The organism is Leisingera sp. S232 (genome assembly GCF_049800895.1).
Taxonomy (GTDB): domain Bacteria; phylum Pseudomonadota; class Alphaproteobacteria; order Rhodobacterales; family Rhodobacteraceae; genus Leisingera.
Genome location: NZ_JBNAFX010000004.1, coordinates 152,724 through 170,213, shown reverse-complemented (window position 1 = coordinate 170,213; position 17,490 = coordinate 152,724). Strand labels below are relative to the sequence as shown.

Genomic DNA, 17,490 nt, shown 5'->3' with positions numbered 1-17,490 from the left:
AAGAGAGTGGCTAAACCCAGTGCACTTCAACGCCGATCTTCTCAAAAAACGCCATGACGTCTGCGCGCGTCATCGAGACCGTGCGGTCATTGACCAGCGGATGCATAAAGATCACATCCGCGTCCTGCGCGGCAGCATCCATATAGAATGTCACGCCTTTCTCTGCGCCAGTGATCATCGCCAGCGGGCTGACCGCACCGGGGCGAATGCCAAGGTTCTCCAGCAGCCGATCCGCTGAGCCGAAAGACAGGTTGCCGATGCCCAGCTCAGCACCCAGGCCCTTGAGGTCGATCTCCCGGTCCTGCTCCAGCGTGACCAGATAGTTCCGCTTCTTCTTGTCCCGCAGGTACAGGTTTTTCAGCCGCAGCGCGTTTTCGCCCGGCACCATGAACTGACCCTCGACATTTTTGGCGTCCTCAACGGTGCGCAGCGGCACATGGGTATGTAGGACATAGGGAATACCCCAGTCGTCCAACTGCGCCAACAGCGCGTCAGAGGAGACAGGCAGGCTGTCCTGATAAGCAGAAGAGGCGTCCATGATCTTGCTCCGCAAACCGTTGTCTGAATTGCCAAGCAGATCGCGCGGAACCGCAGGGAAATGCAAGGGGTCCAGCGCCCCTTGCAGGTTGTTTTGCGCCACACCGGGCCTCAGGCCTCAGCGAAATCAGCGCGGCGGGCTTCTTCATAATGGTCAAAACCGGTGCTGAACCAGCCAGTGCCGCGGGTATGGCTGGCCAGCGTGTTGCACAGCTCATCCTGCGCCGCCATCGGCAACAGGGTCTCGAACACATCCCAGCCCGCGACACCGTCTTCGGCTTCAAACCCCAGGATCTGCCCTTTCATGCCGCTGACCACCGGCACCAGCCCACCAGTGAACACCGAGGGCACATGGATCTGCACCCGCATGATCGGCTGCAGCAGCGTGGCGCCGGCCTCTGCCATGGCCTCCTTCACCGCGTTCTTGCCGGCTGTGCGAAATGCATAGTCGGAACTGTCGACTGAATGGTGCTTGCCATCCTTCAGCGTCACGCAGACATCCACCACCGGATGGCCGTTCAAGCCCTGCGCCAGCGCCTCGCGCGCGCCCGCCTCGACCGATGGGATATAGTTCTTCGGCACCGCGCCGCCCTTCACAGTTTCCTCAAACACAAAGCCACTGCCGCGCGGCAAGGGTTTCACCTCAACCACCACATCCGCAAACTGCCCGGCGCCGCCGGACTGCTTGCGGTGGCGGTGATGGATCTGCACCGGCTTGTTGATGGTCTCGCGCAAGGCGGGCGGCACCATCTCCTCTGCGACCTCAACCCCGAACTCTGCTTTCAGTGTGTGCTTGATGCGGCGCATATGCAGCGGCCCTTGCAGGCTCAGCAGCGCATGGCCGCTGGCCTCATCCTGGCCAACTTCCAACGCCGGGTCGATTTCCGCCAGCCGCTCCAAAGCGCCCGACAGCCGCGCGTCGTCACGCTCATGCATTGGGGTGATCACCCGCCGAAAGGTTGAGGGCCGCGGCTGCGCCCAGTCTGGCAAGGGCGCCGCACCGTCCGTCCCATAGGAAAATCCCAGGTTCAGATGGTCGGACTTGACGGCCTGCCCCATGTCCCCTGCCCCAAATGCGCCCTGCGCTGCCGCACCAATTGCCGTGAACGACCCCAGCGACGCGCCGCCAACCGCTGCGCCGTTGCCGACACCCGTGTCCATGGCCCGCACCATGATGGTCTTGCCCAGATGCTTGACCAGATCCGCCATGCAGCCGACCGCAATCACCTTGCCATCCTGCGACAGGCGCTCCAATGCAACTCCCACATCCGGCGCCTCATGGCGCAGCGATTTCATCAACCGCAGGATGCCGTTCTTGTGCTCTGCAGATCCCATCAACGCCGGTATCAGGTCATTGTGCTGCAAGACCTTGGTGGCCACCTCATAGACCTCCTCGGCCATCACCTTCTGATCCTCGATCAGCTCCTCCAGCAATGCATCGTCAAAATCTGCCAATGCCTCCAGCAACTCGGTGCGCGCCTCCTGTTCACGGGTATACATAGCCACCGGCAGCTCTATCAGCGCCGAAGGCTTGCCCTCCTGATACTGCCAGGCACGCTCCGAAATCAGATCCACAGCACCCACAACCTGACCCTTCTCGCGGATCGGCACCTGCCGCAGAATGATGTTGTGGTTGCAATAGGCCTGAAGTGCCGCGACGATTTCCGCCACCCGGTCGGCTGCCTGGTCCATACGGTTGACAAAAATAAAGGCGGGGATGCCCGCCTCTTCCAGTTTGCGCAAATATGGCGCACTAAGCACCGCAGCCTCGGCATCAGCTGGGACGCATAGCACTGCCGCATCGCTGGCTGCCAATGCAGGGCCCGCCTGCGAAAGATTGTCGGCCCCGCCTGCAATGTCGACTGCGGCCCAGTCCTCGCCCATGAATGAAAAAGGCTGTAAAGCGGCGACACCTGCAACCTCCTGCCGTTTGCCTGCGGCATCGTCCAGATTGGCCAGCGCCGAAGCCAGCGTTGATTTGCCGGACTGCGACGGCCCCAGAATAGTGAAAACGCGCATGTTCTCAGATCCTCCCTTAGCTGATGCGAATGCCCGCCAAGGACCGCAGCCGCCAAGGGCGTGCAGCTTGCCTGCGCCAAAGATCTGCCTCGATGCTTTTCTGAGCGCCCCGTACCCTTGAGTGCAGTACGAGGCCATTTTTAATGTTGGCCAAGCGCCCCGCCCCGTGTCAAGCGCACAGAGGACGTAGCGGCGGTGCCCCACACATATTATTTGACGCAAAGCCCGCCATTTTCCCCTGAACGAACACCTTCCCTAAGGTAAGCTTGCATCATGAAAATCACCCGCAACACGCCCGAGCAATTGATCCTGTCCGACACGCCCTGGCTGTTTGGAATCATGCTGGTTCTCTTCATCCTCGCCTTTGTGGGCGCCGGTTTCGGCCTTGCCAGCGCCGGCGGCGAAAACATTTTCTTCGGCCTCTTCTTTGCCCTCATGGGCGGTGGAATGGGCTTTGCCGGCTTATGCATTTTCGTGCGCCGGGTACAGGTGATCCTGGACCGGCCCGGCGGCAGCATTGTAATCCGCCGCCAGTCCATATTCGGCTACAGCAAAGTGGAACACCGCCTGGCCGACCTGTCCCACGCCGAAGTGGAAAGCACCACCAGCCGCAGCTCAGGCCGCACACGCATGCTTTACCGCCCCGTCCTGATCCTGGACGGCGGTATGAGCGCCGGCCGCCACCCGGTGGTCGAGGCCTATACCAACGGCCGCGGCCCGCAGCGGCTGAGTGATGCGATCAACGCATGGCTCCCGGCCGAAAGCCCGGCAAAGGTTGACTCGGGCGGTCATTCCGCGTAACGCCTGCCTGAACATCCGGAAGCACTGAGTCTTCCGGTCCCTGCCCGTGCCAGGGATCGCCCCCCACCAGCGTGTTACGCCCGTGGGGGCAAACTCGTTTGGTTTGCCCCCACGACTGACACCGGATCTCGGGGACATTTGCGCATGGACCGCATGTTCCCTACATACGGGGGCGCCATATAACGTAACCGGCATCAGGAGGCCGCAGGCATGTTTGAAAATCTATCCGAACGCCTTTCCGGCGTCTTTGACCGGCTTACCAAGCAAGGCGCCCTGAACGAGGAAGACGTCAAATCCGCCCTGCGCGAAGTCCGTGTTGCGCTTCTGGAAGCCGACGTCTCGCTGCCGGTTGCCCGCGACTTCGTCAAGAAAGTGCAGGAACAAGCCACCGGCCAGGCCGTCACCAAATCGGTGACCCCGGGTCAGCAGGTGGTGAAAATCGTTCATGACGCATTGGTCGACGTGCTGCGTGGCGATGAGGACCCCGGCAAGCTCAAGGTCGACAACCCGCCCGCACCCGTGCTGATGGTCGGCCTGCAAGGCTCCGGCAAGACCACCACCACCGGCAAGCTGGCGAAACGGCTGAAAGAGAAAGAGGGCAAGAAGGTCCTGATGGCCTCGCTCGACATCTACCGCCCGGCGGCAATGGACCAGCTGGCCGTCCTTGGCACCCAGATCGGCGTCGACACCCTGCCCATCGTGCCCGGCCAGAAACCGGTCGACATCGCCAAACGCGCCAAGCAGCAAGCAACGCTCGGCGGTTATGACGTCTATATGCTGGATACCGCCGGCCGCCTGCACATCGACGAGACCCTCATGCAGGAGGTCGAGGACGTCCGCAATGTGGTCTCCCCGCGCGAGACCCTGCTTGTGGTCGATGGCCTGACCGGCCAGGTCGCCGTCGAGGTGGCCGAGGAATTCGACGCCAAGATCGGCATCTCCGGCGTGGTGCTCACTCGGATGGACGGCGACGGCCGTGGCGGTGCTGCTCTGTCGATGCGCGCTGTCACCGGCAAGCCGATCCGCTTTGTCGGCCTGGGCGAGAAAATGGACGCCCTAGAAACCTTCGAGGCCGACCGGATCGCCGGTCGCATTCTGGGCATGGGCGACATCGTGGCGCTGGTCGAAAAGGCCCAGGAAACCATCGAGGCCGAACAGGCCGAGAAGATGATGAAGCGCATGATGAAAGGTCAGTTCAACATGAACGACCTGAAGATGCAGCTTGAACAGATGCTCCAGATGGGCGGCATGGAGGGCATGATGCAGATGATGCCCGGCATGGGCAAAATGGCCAAGCAGGTGCAGGACGCCGGCATGGACGACAAGGTGTTGAAACGCCAGATTGCCATGATCCAGTCGATGACCAAGAAAGAGCGCGCCAACCCCGCCCTGCTGCAGGCCTCCCGTAAAAAACGCATCGCAGCCGGTTCCGGTATGGAAGTCAGCGACCTCAACAAGCTTCTGAAGATGCATCGGCAGATGGCCGATATGATGAAGAAAATGGGCAAGATGGGCAAAGGCAAGATGCTGAAACAGGCCATGAAGGGCATGTTCGGCAAGGGCGGCGGCATGCCCGGCATGGAGGGCATGGACCCCAGCCAGATGGACCCCAAGGCGCTGGAAGCCGCGGCCAAAGCCATGGGCGGCAAAGGCGGCCTGCCCGGCGGACTTCCGGGTCTCGGCGGCGGCATGGGCCTGCCCGCAGGTCTCAGCGGTTTCGGCAAGAAGAAGTAATCAATGCAGCTCCCCGCCATCCCTCAGTTTGAAACCGAACGCCTGGTCCTGCGCGGACCGGAGGCGACGGATTTTGGGCCCGTGGCAGCATTCTTCGCAGACGAAGCACGCTCCTGGGGGTTTGGCGGCCCGCTGGACCGCAACGAAGCCTGGCGCTGGTTCACCATGTCGATAGGCCATTGGGCGATGCGCGGCTTCGGCTTCTGGACCATTACCTGCAAGACCAGCGGCGAAGTGCTTGGCATCACTGGCATCTGGCAGCCTGAGGGCTGGACAGAGCCAGAACTGGGCTGGGTTGCCTTCCCGGCCGGCGAAGGCCGCGGTGCCATGGCAGAGGCCGCACTGGCTGTGCGCACCTATGCCTGTCAGGTCATGGGCCTACCAGCGCTCAGCTCCAATATCTTCCCTGGCAATACCCGCTCGGTCGCTCTTGCCGAACGGCTGGGCGCCGTATTCGAAACAGAGATCGACAACCCCAAACATGGGCGTGAGCTGGTTTACCGCCATCCCGCCCCTGCCGCGCCCAGCGATGGCGGGATGGAGGCTTACGCATGAGCTTTCATCAAATTGACCCGATATTGGCCGTTCCGGCGGCTGCAGACGCGCTCCGTTTAACCGAAAATTACACCCTCCGCCCAATACTCCATCATTGGATGGGTGAAATTCATGCCGGGCGGTGCGCCGCCCGAGCAAAGGGGTGTAACATGAACAACGAGCGAAAGCCGTATCCACGGCTTGTTTCTGAAAGACTCTTGCTGGTGTCTCCGGCTGATCCGGAGTTTGACGCCAATGCGGCTTTTCTGAATCCGGGCGCGCCGCGTTTCATCGACGCGGCGGAAGATCCTGATTCTCTGTGGTGGTCGATTGCCACCATCATCGGCCATTGGCATCTGCACGGTTACGGTCTCTTTGCCGTGGTTGAACGCGGTACTGGCACGGCTGTTGGCCTTGTCGGCCCCTGGTTCCCTAAAGGCTGGCCGGAGCCGGAACTGTCCTGGCACCTGATGGAACCGGGACGCGGCAAGGGCTATGCCAGCGAAGCTGCGCAATGCGTGCTGGACTGGCTGTTCTCCGATGCAGGCTGGGAAACGATCGTTTCCTATGTTCCCGAAGAAAACGACGCCTCCATCGCTCTGGCCCGCCGGGTCGGCGCGCGACCGGAACGCCCCGTCTCCTTCCGCCTGCAGCCAGCGCCCAATATCCGTGCCTGGCGCCACATGCCGCCACCGCGCGTCTCCGGACCGCAGGCTGCACAGGGGTTCCTGCACTGATGTGCCGTCGCGGGATCATATCCCGGCCAAGTCGCGCCCTTCTGCCGGAAGGAGCGCGCTGATGCCGTTTGACATCCCGGTGACGGAAACCTCCCGCATGGCCGACGGCCAGCAGCCCGCAGCCTGGCCCGAACAAAGGATCGCCTGGATCATCCGGCCCTGCACCGCAGGCAGGGGGAATGCCCTGGAGGCTTCGCGCGCCGCACGCGGACATTTTTATTCAAATCCGGGCTGGACGGCTGCTCGCAACTATATCGACCTCAAGAAACTTGATGCGTTTCGCCCTGGTGCCGAAAAAGATCACGAGGCAGCCGCAATCGACGGCAATGATGCGGTCTCCTGCCCCCCGTCGCCTGACCTGCGCCCCACACCCGCTACGCTGCGCGGCGGCGCTGCACAGATGGTGCACGCGCGCTGCACGCATGACACCCCCTTGATGACACCCCGGCCTGCTGCATTGCGGAGAACCCGATGACAACAGATACACATGACCCCGTTGCCCGCGCAGCCGAACTGCTCAAGGGCCACCGCGAAAGCATCGACCGCCTGGATGCGATCCTCGTCTACACATTGGGCGAGCGTTTCAAGCACACCCAGGCCGTCGGCCAGCTCAAGGCCGAACACGACCTTCCCCCGTCCGATCCGACCCGCGAAGCGGCACAGATTGCACGGCTTGAAGACCTGGCGGATCAGGCCGATCTGGATCCTGAATTCGCCAAGGCATTTTTGAACTTCATCATCGGTGAAGTCATCCGCCACCACAAAAAACACCAAGAATAACAACGACAACAGGAACAACCGGGGCATACCCCGGAAAACGCCATCAAAGGAGATGTACCCATGGCAATGAAAATTCGTTTGGCCCGCGGCGGCTCGAAAAAACGTCCCTTCTACCGCATCGTGGCTGCTGACAGCCGCATGCCGCGCGACGGCCGCTTCATCGAGAAGCTGGGCACCTACAACCCGCTGCTGCCGAAAGATTCGGAAGAGCGCGTGAAAATGGACATGGAGCGCGTGCAGCACTGGCTGGACCAGGGCGCGCAGCCGACCGACCGTATCGCCCGTATGCTGGAAGCCGCAGGCGTCCGTGCCAAGGCCGAGCGCAGCAACCCGAAAAAAGGCACCCCGGGCAAGAAAGCCCAGGAACGCGCAGAAGAGAAAGCTGCAAAGGCTGCTGAAGCCGCCGAAGCAGCTGCAGACGCGGAATAATTCCGTGGAGCTGCGGGGTGCTTTTCCCGAAGAGTTCCGCAGCCAGCTTAATCTGCTGATGCGGCTCCGGCGCGACGTGCGCCGGTTCCGCAGCGATCCGGTGGAAGAGGCAGTGCTGATGCGCTGCCTCTCTGCCTTTCACTTCGCCCCTTCCGTGGGCCTGAGCGAACCCTGGCGCGTTCTGCGGGTGCAAAGCGACACCGCCCGGGCCGCCGCCCTGAAGAATTTCGAAGCTGCCAATGCGGAAGCGCTTGCTGGATACTCTGGCGATCGCGCCGAAATGTATGCCGGGCTCAAGCTTTCCGGCATGCGCGACGCCCCGGTGCAGCTGGCAGTCTACTGTGACGACGAGACTGCACAGGGCCATGGCCTTGGCGCCGCAACCATGCCGGAGATGCGCCGCTATTCGGTGGTCACCGCCATCACCCTATTCTGGCTTGCTTTGCGGGCCGAAGGGCTGGGCCTGGGCTGGGTTTCGGTGCTGGACCCGGAGCAGCTGAATCGCGACCTGAACGCGCCTGAAGGCTGGCAGCTGATCGGTTACTTTTGCATCGGCTATCCGGAACGGCTGTCGGAGATCCCCGAACTGGAACAAACCGGCTGGGAAAGCCGGATGGCGGATCTGCCGCTTGAAACCCGCTGAGACCGCCAATGGGACGGTTGATAAGGCTTGTGTTTTTTGTTGCAGTGGCCTTTACCGCAGGCATCCTCTTTGAACGAAACCACCAAGGCGAACTCTGCGAACAATCCGGCGGCCAATGGCTGCGCGCGGGGTTCTGTGCAAAGGACTGACACCATGAGCAATCTGATCTGCGTAGGCGCTATTGCCGGGTCCTTTGGGGTGCGCGGCGAAGTGCGGCTCAAGAGTTTCTGCGCCGTTCCGGAAGAGATTGAGGACTACTCGCCGCTCAGCAATGAGGACGGCAGCCAGAGCTATTCCCTGACCATTACCCGTTCGATCAAGAACGGCTTTGCGGCGCTGCTGGGTGGCGTCGAAACCAAGGAAGACGCCGATGCCCTTAAGGGCCTGCGCCTGTTTGCCCGCCGCGACCAGCTGCCGCAGCTGCCGGACGACGAGTACTACCACACGGACCTGATGGAGCTGGAGGTCTACGACACCGGTGGTACGCTGCTGGGCACGGTAAAGTCGGTGCAGAACCACGGCGCCTCTGACTTGCTGGAAATCCACGGCCCTGGGTTGCAATCCACAGTGCTGCTGCCGTTTACCCTGGAGGCAGTGCCGACCGTGGACCTGAGCCAGGGCCGCATCATCGCCGACCCGCCCGACGGGCTATTCTAGCAGGGTAAACACGTCTCAGTCAGGCTCTTGCTCCAAAAACTGGTTGAGCACCTGCACGAGAAGCTCGCGCTGCCTTTGGCCTTTGTCTCCTTCGGCAAGGCCAGACGCCGAGTATCTGATCCAAGACTCCCAAAGCCGCAGGGCAAAGCAGAATTGAAACAACGGTTCACGGGTAAGCTGCCGTCCATACCCTGCTTCGAACGCATCCCAATCCGCCTTCGAAACCCCGCCAAACCCGGCATATCTACTCGAAGCTGCCAAATGGTCCAGGCCATTTGCGAGCCACAGATTGGCGATATCGTGTTCGGCAATTGGGAAACGCTGACTGGAGAAATCAACGAAGGAAACCAGTTCTTCTGATATCAGGATATTCCGGAAATGAAGATCACCGTGAACAAAGCCAGGCTGAAACCTAACACCTCTAGCACGCCTTCCGGCACGATGGAGGTAAGCACAAAGTCCCAGAAACCGCTTCGGTTTCAAAATTGTCAATTCTCCGCCCCGAACTGAACTAGCGATCCTTGATACTTTTTCCAGCTGCCGCTTCGGCCAGAAGTCCTGTTCTTCCGCGGTAGAGCAACAGTGCAATGCAGCAATGGCAGCTCCGATCCGCGTCAACAGCTGACTGCGGTTGCCAAGCCCAAACCCAGCCAGATTCAAAGCCTGAAAAGCTGTCTCACCAGGAGCGAGTTCCATTAGCATGAATTTGCGCTGGGAATCATGCCAAAGGACTTGTGGAACTGAAGCACCTGCTGTTCGTTTCAGGGTCTCAGCTGCAATTTGATGACGTTTTAAATTTACCTGATACTGACCAAGATAGCTCTCCGAAAAGTCGGCGCGCAAAACGAACTCCCTGCCGTCCAGCAAGGAAACCCGCAAGACACAGCTTTGCCCCTCTCTTTTGCGGTTAACTTGCATCCTTCTAAATTTTGCACCAGCAGCCGGGAAACCAAGGTCCGAAGCAATGCCGGGCCACAAGGCTTCAGTCCGGCGCTGCGCAACCTCAAACCCGCTCTGTTGCTCATTGTGATCAGACAGAAATGTGCGGTTCGACTTCATCCAAACACCAAAGCTTTCTATTGCGTGAAATTCTGACTGATCTAAACAGCATCATTATGACAGCACCAAGCAAATCTCATGGCCGCAAGGCTATCCGACCGTCTCTGAAGCCGCGCGAGCTGATGACCCCGACGCCGGATCTGACCGGTGTGTGGAAGGCCAAGATCATCACGCTGTTCCCCGATGCCTTCCCGGGTGTGCTGGGTGAAAGCCTGACTGGCAAGGCGCTGCAGGAGGGATTGTGGCAGCTGGAAACAACAGATCTGCGCGCGTTCGGTGTTGGCAAGCACCGGAATGTCGATGACACGCCCGCCGGCGGCGGGGCCGGCATGGTGCTGCGCGCCGATGTGCTTGGCGATGCGATTGAGCACACAATGGCGGGCATCCGCGGCAACTGGCCCCTGATCTACCTGTCCCCTCGCGGCCGCCGGATGGATCAGCAGATGATGCAGGGGCTTGCGCAATGCGACGGCATCACCCTGCTGTGCGGTCGCTTCGAGGGCGTCGACGAACGGGTGTTGGAACACTATGGCATTCAAGAGGTCTCGCTCGGGGATTTCGTGATGACCGGCGGTGAGCTGGCAGCACAGGCCTTGATCGATGCCACAGTGCGGCTGATCCCCGGCGTGCTGGGCAATCAGGCCTCAACCGAAGAGGAAAGCTTTTCCTCGGGCCTATTAGAGCATCCACAGTACACCCGCCCGGCCGAATGGAACGGACGGGAAATCCCCAAGGTGCTGATGTCGGGCCACCACGGCAAAATAGCTGAGTGGCGGCAACAGGTGAGCGAAGATATCACGAAGGCCCGTCGCCCCGATCTGTGGGACGCCTACAGCTGCGCCAAAGAGCGCAAGTAACCCTCTTTTCCGGGGTAAGTGATGCGCCAGCACCGCATTTCCCCTTCGAGAAGCCGTTGCCGCATTGGCAAAGCCGTGTTTAACTCCTCCTGCATAAATTAACTGACAGGAGTGAACAGGGTGGCTGGGAAATTTGAACTCTATGAGGATAAAGCGGGTGAATTCCGCTTCCGCCTAAAAGCGGGCAATGGCGAGAATATCCTTGCCAGCGAAGGCTACAAGCAGAAGGCCAGCGCAGAAAACGGCATCGCGTCTGTCAAGAAAAACGCAGAGGATGACGGCCGGTATGAGCGCAAGGAAACCTCGGCCGGCAAGCATATGTTCAACCTGAAAGCCGCCAATGGCCAAGTCATCGGCACCTCGCAGAGCTATGCCAGCGCTTCGGGCCGCGACAATGGCATTGAATCCGTCAAGAAGAACGCGCCCGACGCTGCAGTGGACGATCAAACGTCTTGAACCGCGTTCACAAGGCAAGGCCGGTTCAGGCGGCCTTGCCTGAACCGGCGCTTGTATCTGTCGGCAAATGTGCGGCCACGATCAGGGGATCTTGTTGTTCTTCCGCACAGTCAAATCCGCGCCTTTCTTGAATGTCACATCACCGACACTCTGGTTGCGCTCGGTTTCCCAGCCCATATCGCTGTCTTTGAGCCTGTCGTCCGGGAAATGGGTTTTGAGCTTCCAATCGCCGCTGGTTGAAGACCGGGTTAGCACCACCCGGTAGTGCGTTACCATCTTGACGCCGTCGCCGCCCGCCTTCTCGATCATCTTTACATTCAGGGCTTTGAACGTCTGATCCAGAGTCTTCGTGCCATTCTCGAACTCGCTAAGCGCCTTTTTGATGTCGACAAGATCCACCGCGTCCCCGTCGCGCTTGAATGCATAGCCCCACCCCGGCGCCGAGGCCGGTTTGCCCAGTTTTAGTGTCAGGTCTTTGAATTCCTGATCCACATTGCTGGCATCGGATTCATTGCCACCCGTCCAATGCGTGAAATCCTTGAATTTGGCCGCGATCTGCATTGCCCTGTCAAAGGCCTCTTTTTCAAGCACCGGGGTCGCCCACATAGACGTGTTGCCGCCGCTGAATTGCTTTCGGCTGAACACGTTCTTCACCTTTTCCAGCGTTTCATTCTTGCTGTCGATGACCCGCTTTCCGTCTTCTTCGGTATAGGTGATTTGGACCTTGTTCCATTCCTCGGTGACTTTGGCCGTGCCGGCCACATTGCCTGGCTGGTCTGGTGTCACACCTTTCTTGGAGGAGGCCCGCATTGCCTGCCGTTCCATGCCAGTCTGCGCCCCATGGCGGCCGGTGCCATGACCTTCGCCGCCCTCTTCCTTCTGCAGCCGTTCTTCCTGCCACTGCTGTGCCTCAGCCTGCTTGCCTATCAGTTCCGCGATCTGGCTGCGGGCCTGATCCACCGGCACACTGTCCAGCATTTCGTCCAATGCGGTAATGCGGGATTTGATATTGCCCAGTGCGGTGACAAATGCCTTTTCCTTTTCCAGCTTTTCAGCCTTCATCTCCTCAACATTCCTCAGCAACTGCCCCCGCGACTGATCCAGAACCTGCTTGGCCTTCTCCAGCCGGTCGGCGCTGGCATCGACCTGCTGCTTCTTCTTGTCTATGTCTTTGGCTTTGGTCAGCCCTGACAATGTGTCTTGCAAGCCCTTCAGCACCTCGGCTTCGCGGGTCACCGCCGCCTCCAGTTTGCCCAGCCGCGCAGTCTCTTCCTTGATCCGGCTGGCCAGCACTTTTGCCGCGTTGCCTGAGTCTGACTTTGCAAATTCCTGACTGCGCTTTTCCGCGTCCTGCTCGTCCGACGCCAATGCCGCCTTCACATACCCGATCATTTCCTTGTCGAGCACTTCCATCCGGGCATAGGCCTGCGTCCATTCACCTTTCTCGAAATGTTCTGCCACGGCGCCGAAATGCTGGCGCAATGCCTTGCGCTCATCATCCATGATCTTGCCCTTGACCTTATCGAACCGGGCGGTCGTGGCCTTCAGCCGGGTCTTGGCATTGGTTTCCTCCTTAGAGGCTTCCTTGCCGCCGCCGATCAGCTTGATCAATTCCTCCATCCGGGTATTGAGGGCGATCAGGGTCTTTGCTGCGGCTGCCTGATCGGTGTCTTTCTGCTCTTCAATCCGCCCAAACAGGATGCGCAGTTCCTTACGCTCATCATCAGTGATCCGGCCCTTGATCTTGTCAAACCGGCCTTCGACGGCCTGAAGCCGTTTCAAAAAGCGCTTGTCCGGATCTTTCTCGCCGCCAGCGTCAAGGTCTATGGCCACTAGATCGTAATCGAACTGGGTGCCTTTCATCAGCGGCTTCAGCTTCTTTTCGGGCATCCTGCCCTTCACCAGGCTGAGCTTCAGAGTACCATCCTTGACAGAACACTGGCCCACTGCCTGCTGCTTGGCCTTGGTCTTCAGCTCCTTCAGCAAAGGCGCCGTCACTTCGCCGACGATCAGGATGGACTGGGCTGCGCCGTTCAGCGTGACTTCGTCGTAGAAGTAAAAATCGCTTGGGGTGTCATCCAGCTTCTTGAGCTCTTTCTTCAGCTCGGCCTTGTAGCTCTGCTCACTGTTGAAAACATCGATCTTCTTAAATGGCATTCTGGCTCCCTCCCCGTTCTGAGGCACACGAAATTGACTGCCTGTCTTTTCACGAGGTAAATTTCTGAAATCTAACGGTAGCCGCAGATGCGCGGCCAATCAAAACAAAAGACCGGCGGCAATACGCCAGGCCAGCAGAATTCCCTTGAAACATTGATGCAACAGGCCTAAAAGCCGCTCGTCTGGCGCCGGGAATCGGCTCCGGGCCGCTGGTTGTTGGATCATGCACCTGAAACCTTCTTCGGTTCACTCAAGGGATCCATCCTCCGGCAACAAGGAACAGACGGTGTGATCTCTGGCGGGCGCAGACGCGGACCCGGTGAAGACCAGGAGCTCTCATGACGGCACAAACCTCTGTGGAAAAACCACAGGCAAATTAGGAGAGTTGCGATGGACCTGATCGCACAGCTGGAGGCGGAACAGATCGCCGCCCTGGGGAAAGAGATCCCCGACTTCAAAGCCGGTGACACCATCCGTGTCGGCTACAAGGTGACCGAAGGTTCGCGTTCGCGCGTCCAGAACTACGAAGGCGTCTGCATCAGCCGTAAAAACGGTTCGGGCATTGCCGGTTCGTTCACCGTCCGCAAGATTTCGTTCGGCGAAGGCGTGGAGCGTGTGTTCCCGCTGTTCTCGACAAACATCGACAGCATCACCGTTGTGCGCCGCGGCCGCGTCCGCCGCGCCAAGCTGTACTACCTGCGCTCGCGTCGCGGCAAATCGGCCCGTATCGCTGAAGACGCACACTACAAGCCCAAAAAAGCCTGAGGAGCGGTATCATGAAAAAAGACACCCATCCCGATTACCACTTCATCGACGTCAAGATGACCGACGGCACCATCTTCAAGATGCGCTCCACCTGGGGCTCCGAGGGTGACCAGCTGGCTCTGGACATTGACCCGACTGTGCACCCGGCATGGACCGGCGGCACCTCGCGCCTGCTGGATGCCGGCGGCCGCGTGTCGAAGTTCAAGAAGAAATACGAAGGCCTGGGCTTCTAAGCCGCCTGACGCATTTCGGCAAAATCCCGAAGGCTGCCCAGGACGGGCAGCCTTCTTTCTTTTTCTTCTGACGCTGGGCAGCTGCCCGTGCGGGAAAGACAGTTCTCCTCGTGAAACAAGCCCTGACAGACGCGCTGCAAGAACGCGGTTATGAAACCCTCACCCAAGTGCAGGAGGCCGTGACGCAACCGGACGTGAACGGCCGCGACCTGCTGGTTTCTGCGCAGACCGGATCGGGCAAGACTGTCGGTTTCGGCCTGGCGCTGGCCCAGGACCTGCTCGGCGAGGATGAAACTTTCGGCGACGCAGCGGCGCCGCTGGCGCTGATCATCGCTCCGACACGCGAACTGGCGCTGCAGGTAAAACACGAGCTGAGCTGGCTGTACCGCGGGGCCGGGGCAGTGATTGCCTCCTGCGTTGGCGGCATGGACATGCGCGACGAGCGCCGGACACTGGCTCGCGGCGCCCATATCGTGGCGGCGACTCCGGGGCGGCTGCGCGACCACATTGCACGCGGCTCCATCGATCTAAGCCAGGTTCGCGGCGTCGTCCTGGATGAGGCCGACGAGATGCTGGACCTGGGCTTTCGGGAGGATCTGGAATTCATTCTGGGCGAAGCCCCCGAAGACCGCCGCACCCTTCTGTTCTCCGCCACTGTGCCGCCAGCGATTGCCAGCATGGCCGAGACGTTTCAGCAGGATGCCTTGCGGATCAAGACCGCAGGTGAAACCAAGCAGCACGCGGATATCGAATATCGGTTGATGAGCGTGGCGCAAGCCGATGCGGAAAACGCGATCATCAATGCGCTGCGCTACTACGAGGCGCCCAGCTCCATCGTATTTGCCAACACCCGTGCCGCCGTGAACCGTCTGGCAGCGCGGCTGACCAACCGCGGGCTGCCGGTGGTGACCCTGTCGGGCGAGCTGTCCCAGACCGAACGCAGCCACGCGCTGCAGGCGATGCGTGATGGGCGTGCACGGGTCTGCGTAGCCACCGATGTGGCGGCGCGCGGCATCGACTTGCCAGGCCTGGAACTGGTGATCCACGCAGAACTGCCCTCGAACCATGAAACCCTGCTGCACCGTTCTGGCCGCACCGGTCGGGCCGGCCGCAAGGGTGTCAGCGCGCTGATCGCAACGCCCAAGACCCGCAGCAAGGCGCTGCGCCTTTTGAAATGGGCCAAGCTGACGGCCGAGCATTGCGAAGCCCCCTCTGCTGATGACGTGCTGGCTCGCGACGAAGAGCGCATGCTGGCTGATCCGGTCTGGCAGGAGCCCATTGCCGAGATCGAACAGGCAGGTGTTCAGACATTGCTGGACACGTTCACTCCCGAGCAGATCGCCGCCACCTATCTGCGCCTGTTCCGCAGCCGCCACTCGGCCCCTGAGGAGCTGCGCCCGGCGGATGCCCCGGAACCGCGCAAGGAGCGCAAAGAACGCAAAGCCTTTGGCCCCTCGGTCTGGTTTTCGCTGTCTGGCGGCCGCGACGCCGGTGCCGATCCACGCAAGGTGCTGCCAATGCTGTGCAAGGCGGGCAATATTGACCGCGATGCCATCGGGGCGATCCGCGTGCAAGACAATGAAACTTTTGCAGAGATCAGCGCAGATGCCGTTGATGGCTTCCTGAAATCACTGGACGGTAAAACCGAGCTGGAGCCCGGTGCCGTGCTAACGCAATTGGCGGAAGCCCCGCAGCTGGCCCCGGCCCCGCGCCGCGGGCCCGGTGGGCCGAAAGGCGGATTCAAAGGCGACCGCAAGCCGCACCGCAGCAAGGATGACGGCCCAAAGCCTTACCGGTCCAAAGAGGATAGCCCGAAGCCCTATCGCGCCAAAAGCGACCGCTTTGACGACAGCCGCCCACCGCGCAAGGAGTGGAAGGACAAGCCGCAGCGGGACGAACGCCCCAAGCCGCGTAGTGAGGAGCGTCCTCGCAAGCCTGATCCGGCGGTGATCGCCAAGCCCAGAGGCGCCTCAGACCCGTCCAAACGGATGGTCAAACCCGGCGCGCCTGCGGACAAGCCGTTCAAGTCCAAAGGCCCCAAGCCGCCTGCCGGCAAACCGACCAGCAAGAAGAACAAGGCACGTGCAACAACTGGCTTCTCAGCGAAGGGTGGCAAAGGCGGCGACCTCCGCCCGAAACGCAAACCAGCGGGTCCTTCCAAACACAGGTAAGACACTAAGTTTACCAGCCTGCGCACGCCACTTTTCTTAGCCGGAACCAGAGCCTATACAGGGGCTCAAAGCGAAAGACGTGCGCACAAGCACGAAAAAAGGGACCGGTACATGGCGCATATCATTGTCGTCGGCAACGAGAAGGGCGGCGCAGGCAAATCCACTGTCTCCATGCATGTCGCAACCACCCTGGCCCGGCTGGGCCACAAGGTGGCGGCGCTGGATTTGGACCTGAGGCAGCGTTCGATGGGGCGTTACCTGGAAAACCGCAAGGATTTCTGCGCCAAGTCCGGACTGGATCTGCCTATGGTTGGCATGCACGAACTGCCGGAGATCGACCCGGCCAGCCTGCAGCCGGGCGAGAACATCTATGACCACCGGCTGTCGGCAGCTGTGGCAGCGCTGGAGCCTGGCCACGATTTTATCCTGATCGACTGCCCCGGATCGCACACACGTCTCAGCCAAGTGGCGCATTCGCTGGCTGATACGCTGATCACACCGCTGAATGACAGCTTTGTCGATTTCGATCTGCTGGCGCATGTGGACCACAAAGGTGAAAGCATCACCGGGCCGTCGGTCTATTCAGAAATGGTCTGGAATGCCCGCCAGCTGCGGGCACAGGCGGGCCTTAAGCCGATTGATTGGATCGTGATCCGCAATCGCGTCGGCACCCAGCGCATGGTCAACAAGGAAAAGATGGAACGCGCCATCAAAATGCTGTCCAAACGTATCGGTTTCCGGGTTGCTCCGGGATTTTCCGAGCGGGTGATTTTCCGCGAATTGTTTCCCCGAGGCCTGACGCTGCTGGATCTCAAGGACATTGGCGTCAAGCAGTTGAACATTTCCAATGTCGCCGCGCGGCAGGAACTGCGCGACATGATGAAAGAACTGAACCTGCCCGGGGTCGAGATCAGCATCTGA

The 17,490-nt window shown here is 60.4% G+C and carries 19 protein-coding genes; 15 read left to right on the top strand and 4 right to left on the bottom strand.

The genetic code is table 11. The annotated features are described in order from the left end of the window. Positions 1 to 10: 10 nt before the first annotated feature. Complete coding sequence (locus ACP151_RS05035) at positions 11 to 538, bottom strand: prolyl-tRNA synthetase associated domain-containing protein (RefSeq protein ID WP_424977766.1); 528 nt, start codon at positions 536 to 538, stop codon at positions 11 to 13. Positions 539 to 648: 110 nt separating this feature from the next. Next, positions 649 to 2,556 carry an elongation factor G gene (locus ACP151_RS05030; RefSeq protein WP_424977765.1) on the bottom strand — a complete coding sequence of 636 codons (1,908 nt, stop codon included), beginning with the start codon at positions 2,554 to 2,556 and terminating at the stop codon, positions 649 to 651. A 273-nt stretch (positions 2,557 to 2,829) separates the two neighbouring features. Here ACP151_RS05030 and ACP151_RS05025 point away from each other — a divergent pair, with 273 nt between their 5' ends. The 9 genes from ACP151_RS05025 (at position 2,830) to rimM (ending at position 8,871) form a co-directional block, all read left to right on the top strand. Further along, complete coding sequence (locus ACP151_RS05025) at positions 2,830 to 3,357, top strand: hypothetical protein (RefSeq protein ID WP_424977764.1); 528 nt, start codon at positions 2,830 to 2,832, stop codon at positions 3,355 to 3,357. A 210-nt stretch (positions 3,358 to 3,567) separates the two neighbouring features. Then, positions 3,568 to 5,091 (top strand): signal recognition particle protein, encoded by a 1,524-nt coding sequence (ffh, locus tag ACP151_RS05020; protein ID WP_424977763.1) that lies wholly within the window; start codon positions 3,568 to 3,570, stop codon positions 5,089 to 5,091. Positions 5,092 to 5,094: 3 nt separating this feature from the next. Then, positions 5,095 to 5,646 carry a GNAT family N-acetyltransferase gene (locus tag ACP151_RS05015; protein WP_424977762.1) on the top strand — a complete coding sequence of 184 codons (552 nt, stop codon included), beginning with the start codon at positions 5,095 to 5,097 and terminating at the stop codon, positions 5,644 to 5,646. A 149-nt stretch (positions 5,647 to 5,795) separates the two neighbouring features. Next, positions 5,796 to 6,362 carry a GNAT family N-acetyltransferase gene (locus ACP151_RS05010; protein WP_424977761.1) on the top strand — a complete coding sequence of 189 codons (567 nt, stop codon included), beginning with the start codon at positions 5,796 to 5,798 and terminating at the stop codon, positions 6,360 to 6,362. A 61-nt stretch (positions 6,363 to 6,423) separates the two neighbouring features. Further along, positions 6,424 to 6,837, top strand: coding sequence for a hypothetical protein (locus tag ACP151_RS05005; RefSeq protein WP_424977760.1), 414 nt, complete (start codon positions 6,424 to 6,426; stop codon positions 6,835 to 6,837). Continuing rightward, positions 6,834 to 7,142, top strand: coding sequence for a chorismate mutase (locus ACP151_RS05000; RefSeq protein ID WP_424977759.1), 309 nt, complete (start codon positions 6,834 to 6,836; stop codon positions 7,140 to 7,142). The genes ACP151_RS05005 and ACP151_RS05000 overlap by 4 nt, the downstream gene beginning before the upstream one ends. A gap of 60 nt (positions 7,143 to 7,202) precedes the next feature. Continuing rightward, complete coding sequence (gene rpsP, locus ACP151_RS04995) at positions 7,203 to 7,571, top strand: 30S ribosomal protein S16 (protein ID WP_424977758.1); 369 nt, start codon at positions 7,203 to 7,205, stop codon at positions 7,569 to 7,571. A 4-nt stretch (positions 7,572 to 7,575) separates the two neighbouring features. Then, on the top strand, positions 7,576 to 8,214 hold the full coding sequence (bluB, locus tag ACP151_RS04990; protein ID WP_424977757.1) for a 5,6-dimethylbenzimidazole synthase: 639 nt from the start codon (positions 7,576 to 7,578) through the stop codon (positions 8,212 to 8,214). 153 nt (positions 8,215 to 8,367) lie between these two features. Then, positions 8,368 to 8,871: a ribosome maturation factor RimM gene (rimM, locus tag ACP151_RS04985; RefSeq protein ID WP_424977756.1), complete on the top strand. Its 504-nt coding sequence runs from the start codon at positions 8,368 to 8,370 to the stop codon at positions 8,869 to 8,871. 15 nt (positions 8,872 to 8,886) lie between these two features. Here rimM and ACP151_RS04980 read toward each other — a convergent pair whose 3' ends face one another. Then, entirely contained in the window at positions 8,887 to 9,930 is a 1,044-nt protein-coding gene (locus ACP151_RS04980; RefSeq protein WP_424977755.1) for a phosphotransferase family protein, read from the bottom strand. A 56-nt stretch (positions 9,931 to 9,986) separates the two neighbouring features. Here ACP151_RS04980 and trmD point away from each other — a divergent pair, with 56 nt between their 5' ends. After that, positions 9,987 to 10,787, top strand: a complete 801-nt coding sequence (gene trmD, locus ACP151_RS04975) for a tRNA (guanosine(37)-N1)-methyltransferase TrmD (protein WP_424977754.1) — start codon at positions 9,987 to 9,989, stop codon at positions 10,785 to 10,787. A 120-nt stretch (positions 10,788 to 10,907) separates the two neighbouring features. Continuing rightward, positions 10,908 to 11,243, top strand: a complete 336-nt coding sequence (locus ACP151_RS04970; protein WP_424977753.1) for a YegP family protein — start codon at positions 10,908 to 10,910, stop codon at positions 11,241 to 11,243. A gap of 81 nt (positions 11,244 to 11,324) precedes the next feature. Here ACP151_RS04970 and ACP151_RS04965 read toward each other — a convergent pair whose 3' ends face one another. Beyond that, the gene (locus ACP151_RS04965) at positions 11,325 to 13,400 is read right to left on the bottom strand and encodes a hypothetical protein (RefSeq protein WP_424977752.1); all 2,076 of its coding nucleotides are present in this window, start codon (positions 13,398 to 13,400) and stop codon (positions 11,325 to 11,327) included. Positions 13,401 to 13,790: 390 nt separating this feature from the next. Between ACP151_RS04965 and rplS the strand changes: the two genes are divergently transcribed. From rplS to ACP151_RS04945, 4 genes are all read left to right on the top strand, one after another. Further along, complete coding sequence (gene rplS / locus ACP151_RS04960) at positions 13,791 to 14,165, top strand: 50S ribosomal protein L19 (RefSeq protein WP_424977751.1); 375 nt, start codon at positions 13,791 to 13,793, stop codon at positions 14,163 to 14,165. Positions 14,166 to 14,176: 11 nt separating this feature from the next. Further along, positions 14,177 to 14,398, top strand: a complete 222-nt coding sequence (gene rpmE / locus ACP151_RS04955; RefSeq protein ID WP_424977750.1) for a 50S ribosomal protein L31 — start codon at positions 14,177 to 14,179, stop codon at positions 14,396 to 14,398. A gap of 110 nt (positions 14,399 to 14,508) precedes the next feature. Further along, positions 14,509 to 16,569 carry a DEAD/DEAH box helicase gene (locus ACP151_RS04950; RefSeq protein WP_424977749.1) on the top strand — a complete coding sequence of 687 codons (2,061 nt, stop codon included), beginning with the start codon at positions 14,509 to 14,511 and terminating at the stop codon, positions 16,567 to 16,569. Positions 16,570 to 16,680: 111 nt separating this feature from the next. Beyond that, positions 16,681 to 17,490, top strand: a complete 810-nt coding sequence (locus tag ACP151_RS04945; RefSeq protein WP_424977748.1) for a division plane positioning ATPase MipZ — start codon at positions 16,681 to 16,683, stop codon at positions 17,488 to 17,490.

Excerpts from the sequence above, each read along its gene's own strand:
- trmD (WP_424977754.1), top strand. The coding sequence starts at position 9,987 with ATGACAGCACCAAGCAAATCTCATGGCCGCAAGGCTATCCGACCGTCT.
- rimM (WP_424977756.1), top strand. The coding sequence starts at position 8,368 with ATGAGCAATCTGATCTGCGTAGGCGCTATTGCCGGGTCCTTTGGGGTG.
- ACP151_RS05010 (WP_424977761.1), top strand. The coding sequence starts at position 5,796 with ATGAACAACGAGCGAAAGCCGTATCCACGGCTTGTTTCTGAAAGACTC.
- ACP151_RS05005 (WP_424977760.1), top strand. The coding sequence starts at position 6,424 with ATGCCGTTTGACATCCCGGTGACGGAAACCTCCCGCATGGCCGACGGC.
- rpsP (WP_424977758.1), top strand. The coding sequence starts at position 7,203 with ATGGCAATGAAAATTCGTTTGGCCCGCGGCGGCTCGAAAAAACGTCCC.
- ACP151_RS05030 (WP_424977765.1), bottom strand. The coding sequence starts at position 2,556 with ATGCGCGTTTTCACTATTCTGGGGCCGTCGCAGTCCGGCAAATCAACG.
- ACP151_RS05035 (WP_424977766.1), bottom strand. The coding sequence starts at position 538 with ATGGACGCCTCTTCTGCTTATCAGGACAGCCTGCCTGTCTCCTCTGAC.
- ACP151_RS05000 (WP_424977759.1), top strand. The coding sequence starts at position 6,834 with ATGACAACAGATACACATGACCCCGTTGCCCGCGCAGCCGAACTGCTC.
- ACP151_RS04965 (WP_424977752.1), bottom strand. The coding sequence starts at position 13,400 with ATGCCATTTAAGAAGATCGATGTTTTCAACAGTGAGCAGAGCTACAAG.
- ACP151_RS04980 (WP_424977755.1), bottom strand. The coding sequence starts at position 9,930 with ATGAAGTCGAACCGCACATTTCTGTCTGATCACAATGAGCAACAGAGC.
- rplS (WP_424977751.1), top strand. The coding sequence starts at position 13,791 with ATGGACCTGATCGCACAGCTGGAGGCGGAACAGATCGCCGCCCTGGGG.
- ffh (WP_424977763.1), top strand. The coding sequence starts at position 3,568 with ATGTTTGAAAATCTATCCGAACGCCTTTCCGGCGTCTTTGACCGGCTT.
- ACP151_RS05025 (WP_424977764.1), top strand. The coding sequence starts at position 2,830 with ATGAAAATCACCCGCAACACGCCCGAGCAATTGATCCTGTCCGACACG.
- rpmE (WP_424977750.1), top strand. The coding sequence starts at position 14,177 with ATGAAAAAAGACACCCATCCCGATTACCACTTCATCGACGTCAAGATG.
- ACP151_RS04945 (WP_424977748.1), top strand. The coding sequence starts at position 16,681 with ATGGCGCATATCATTGTCGTCGGCAACGAGAAGGGCGGCGCAGGCAAA.
- ACP151_RS05015 (WP_424977762.1), top strand. The coding sequence starts at position 5,095 with ATGCAGCTCCCCGCCATCCCTCAGTTTGAAACCGAACGCCTGGTCCTG.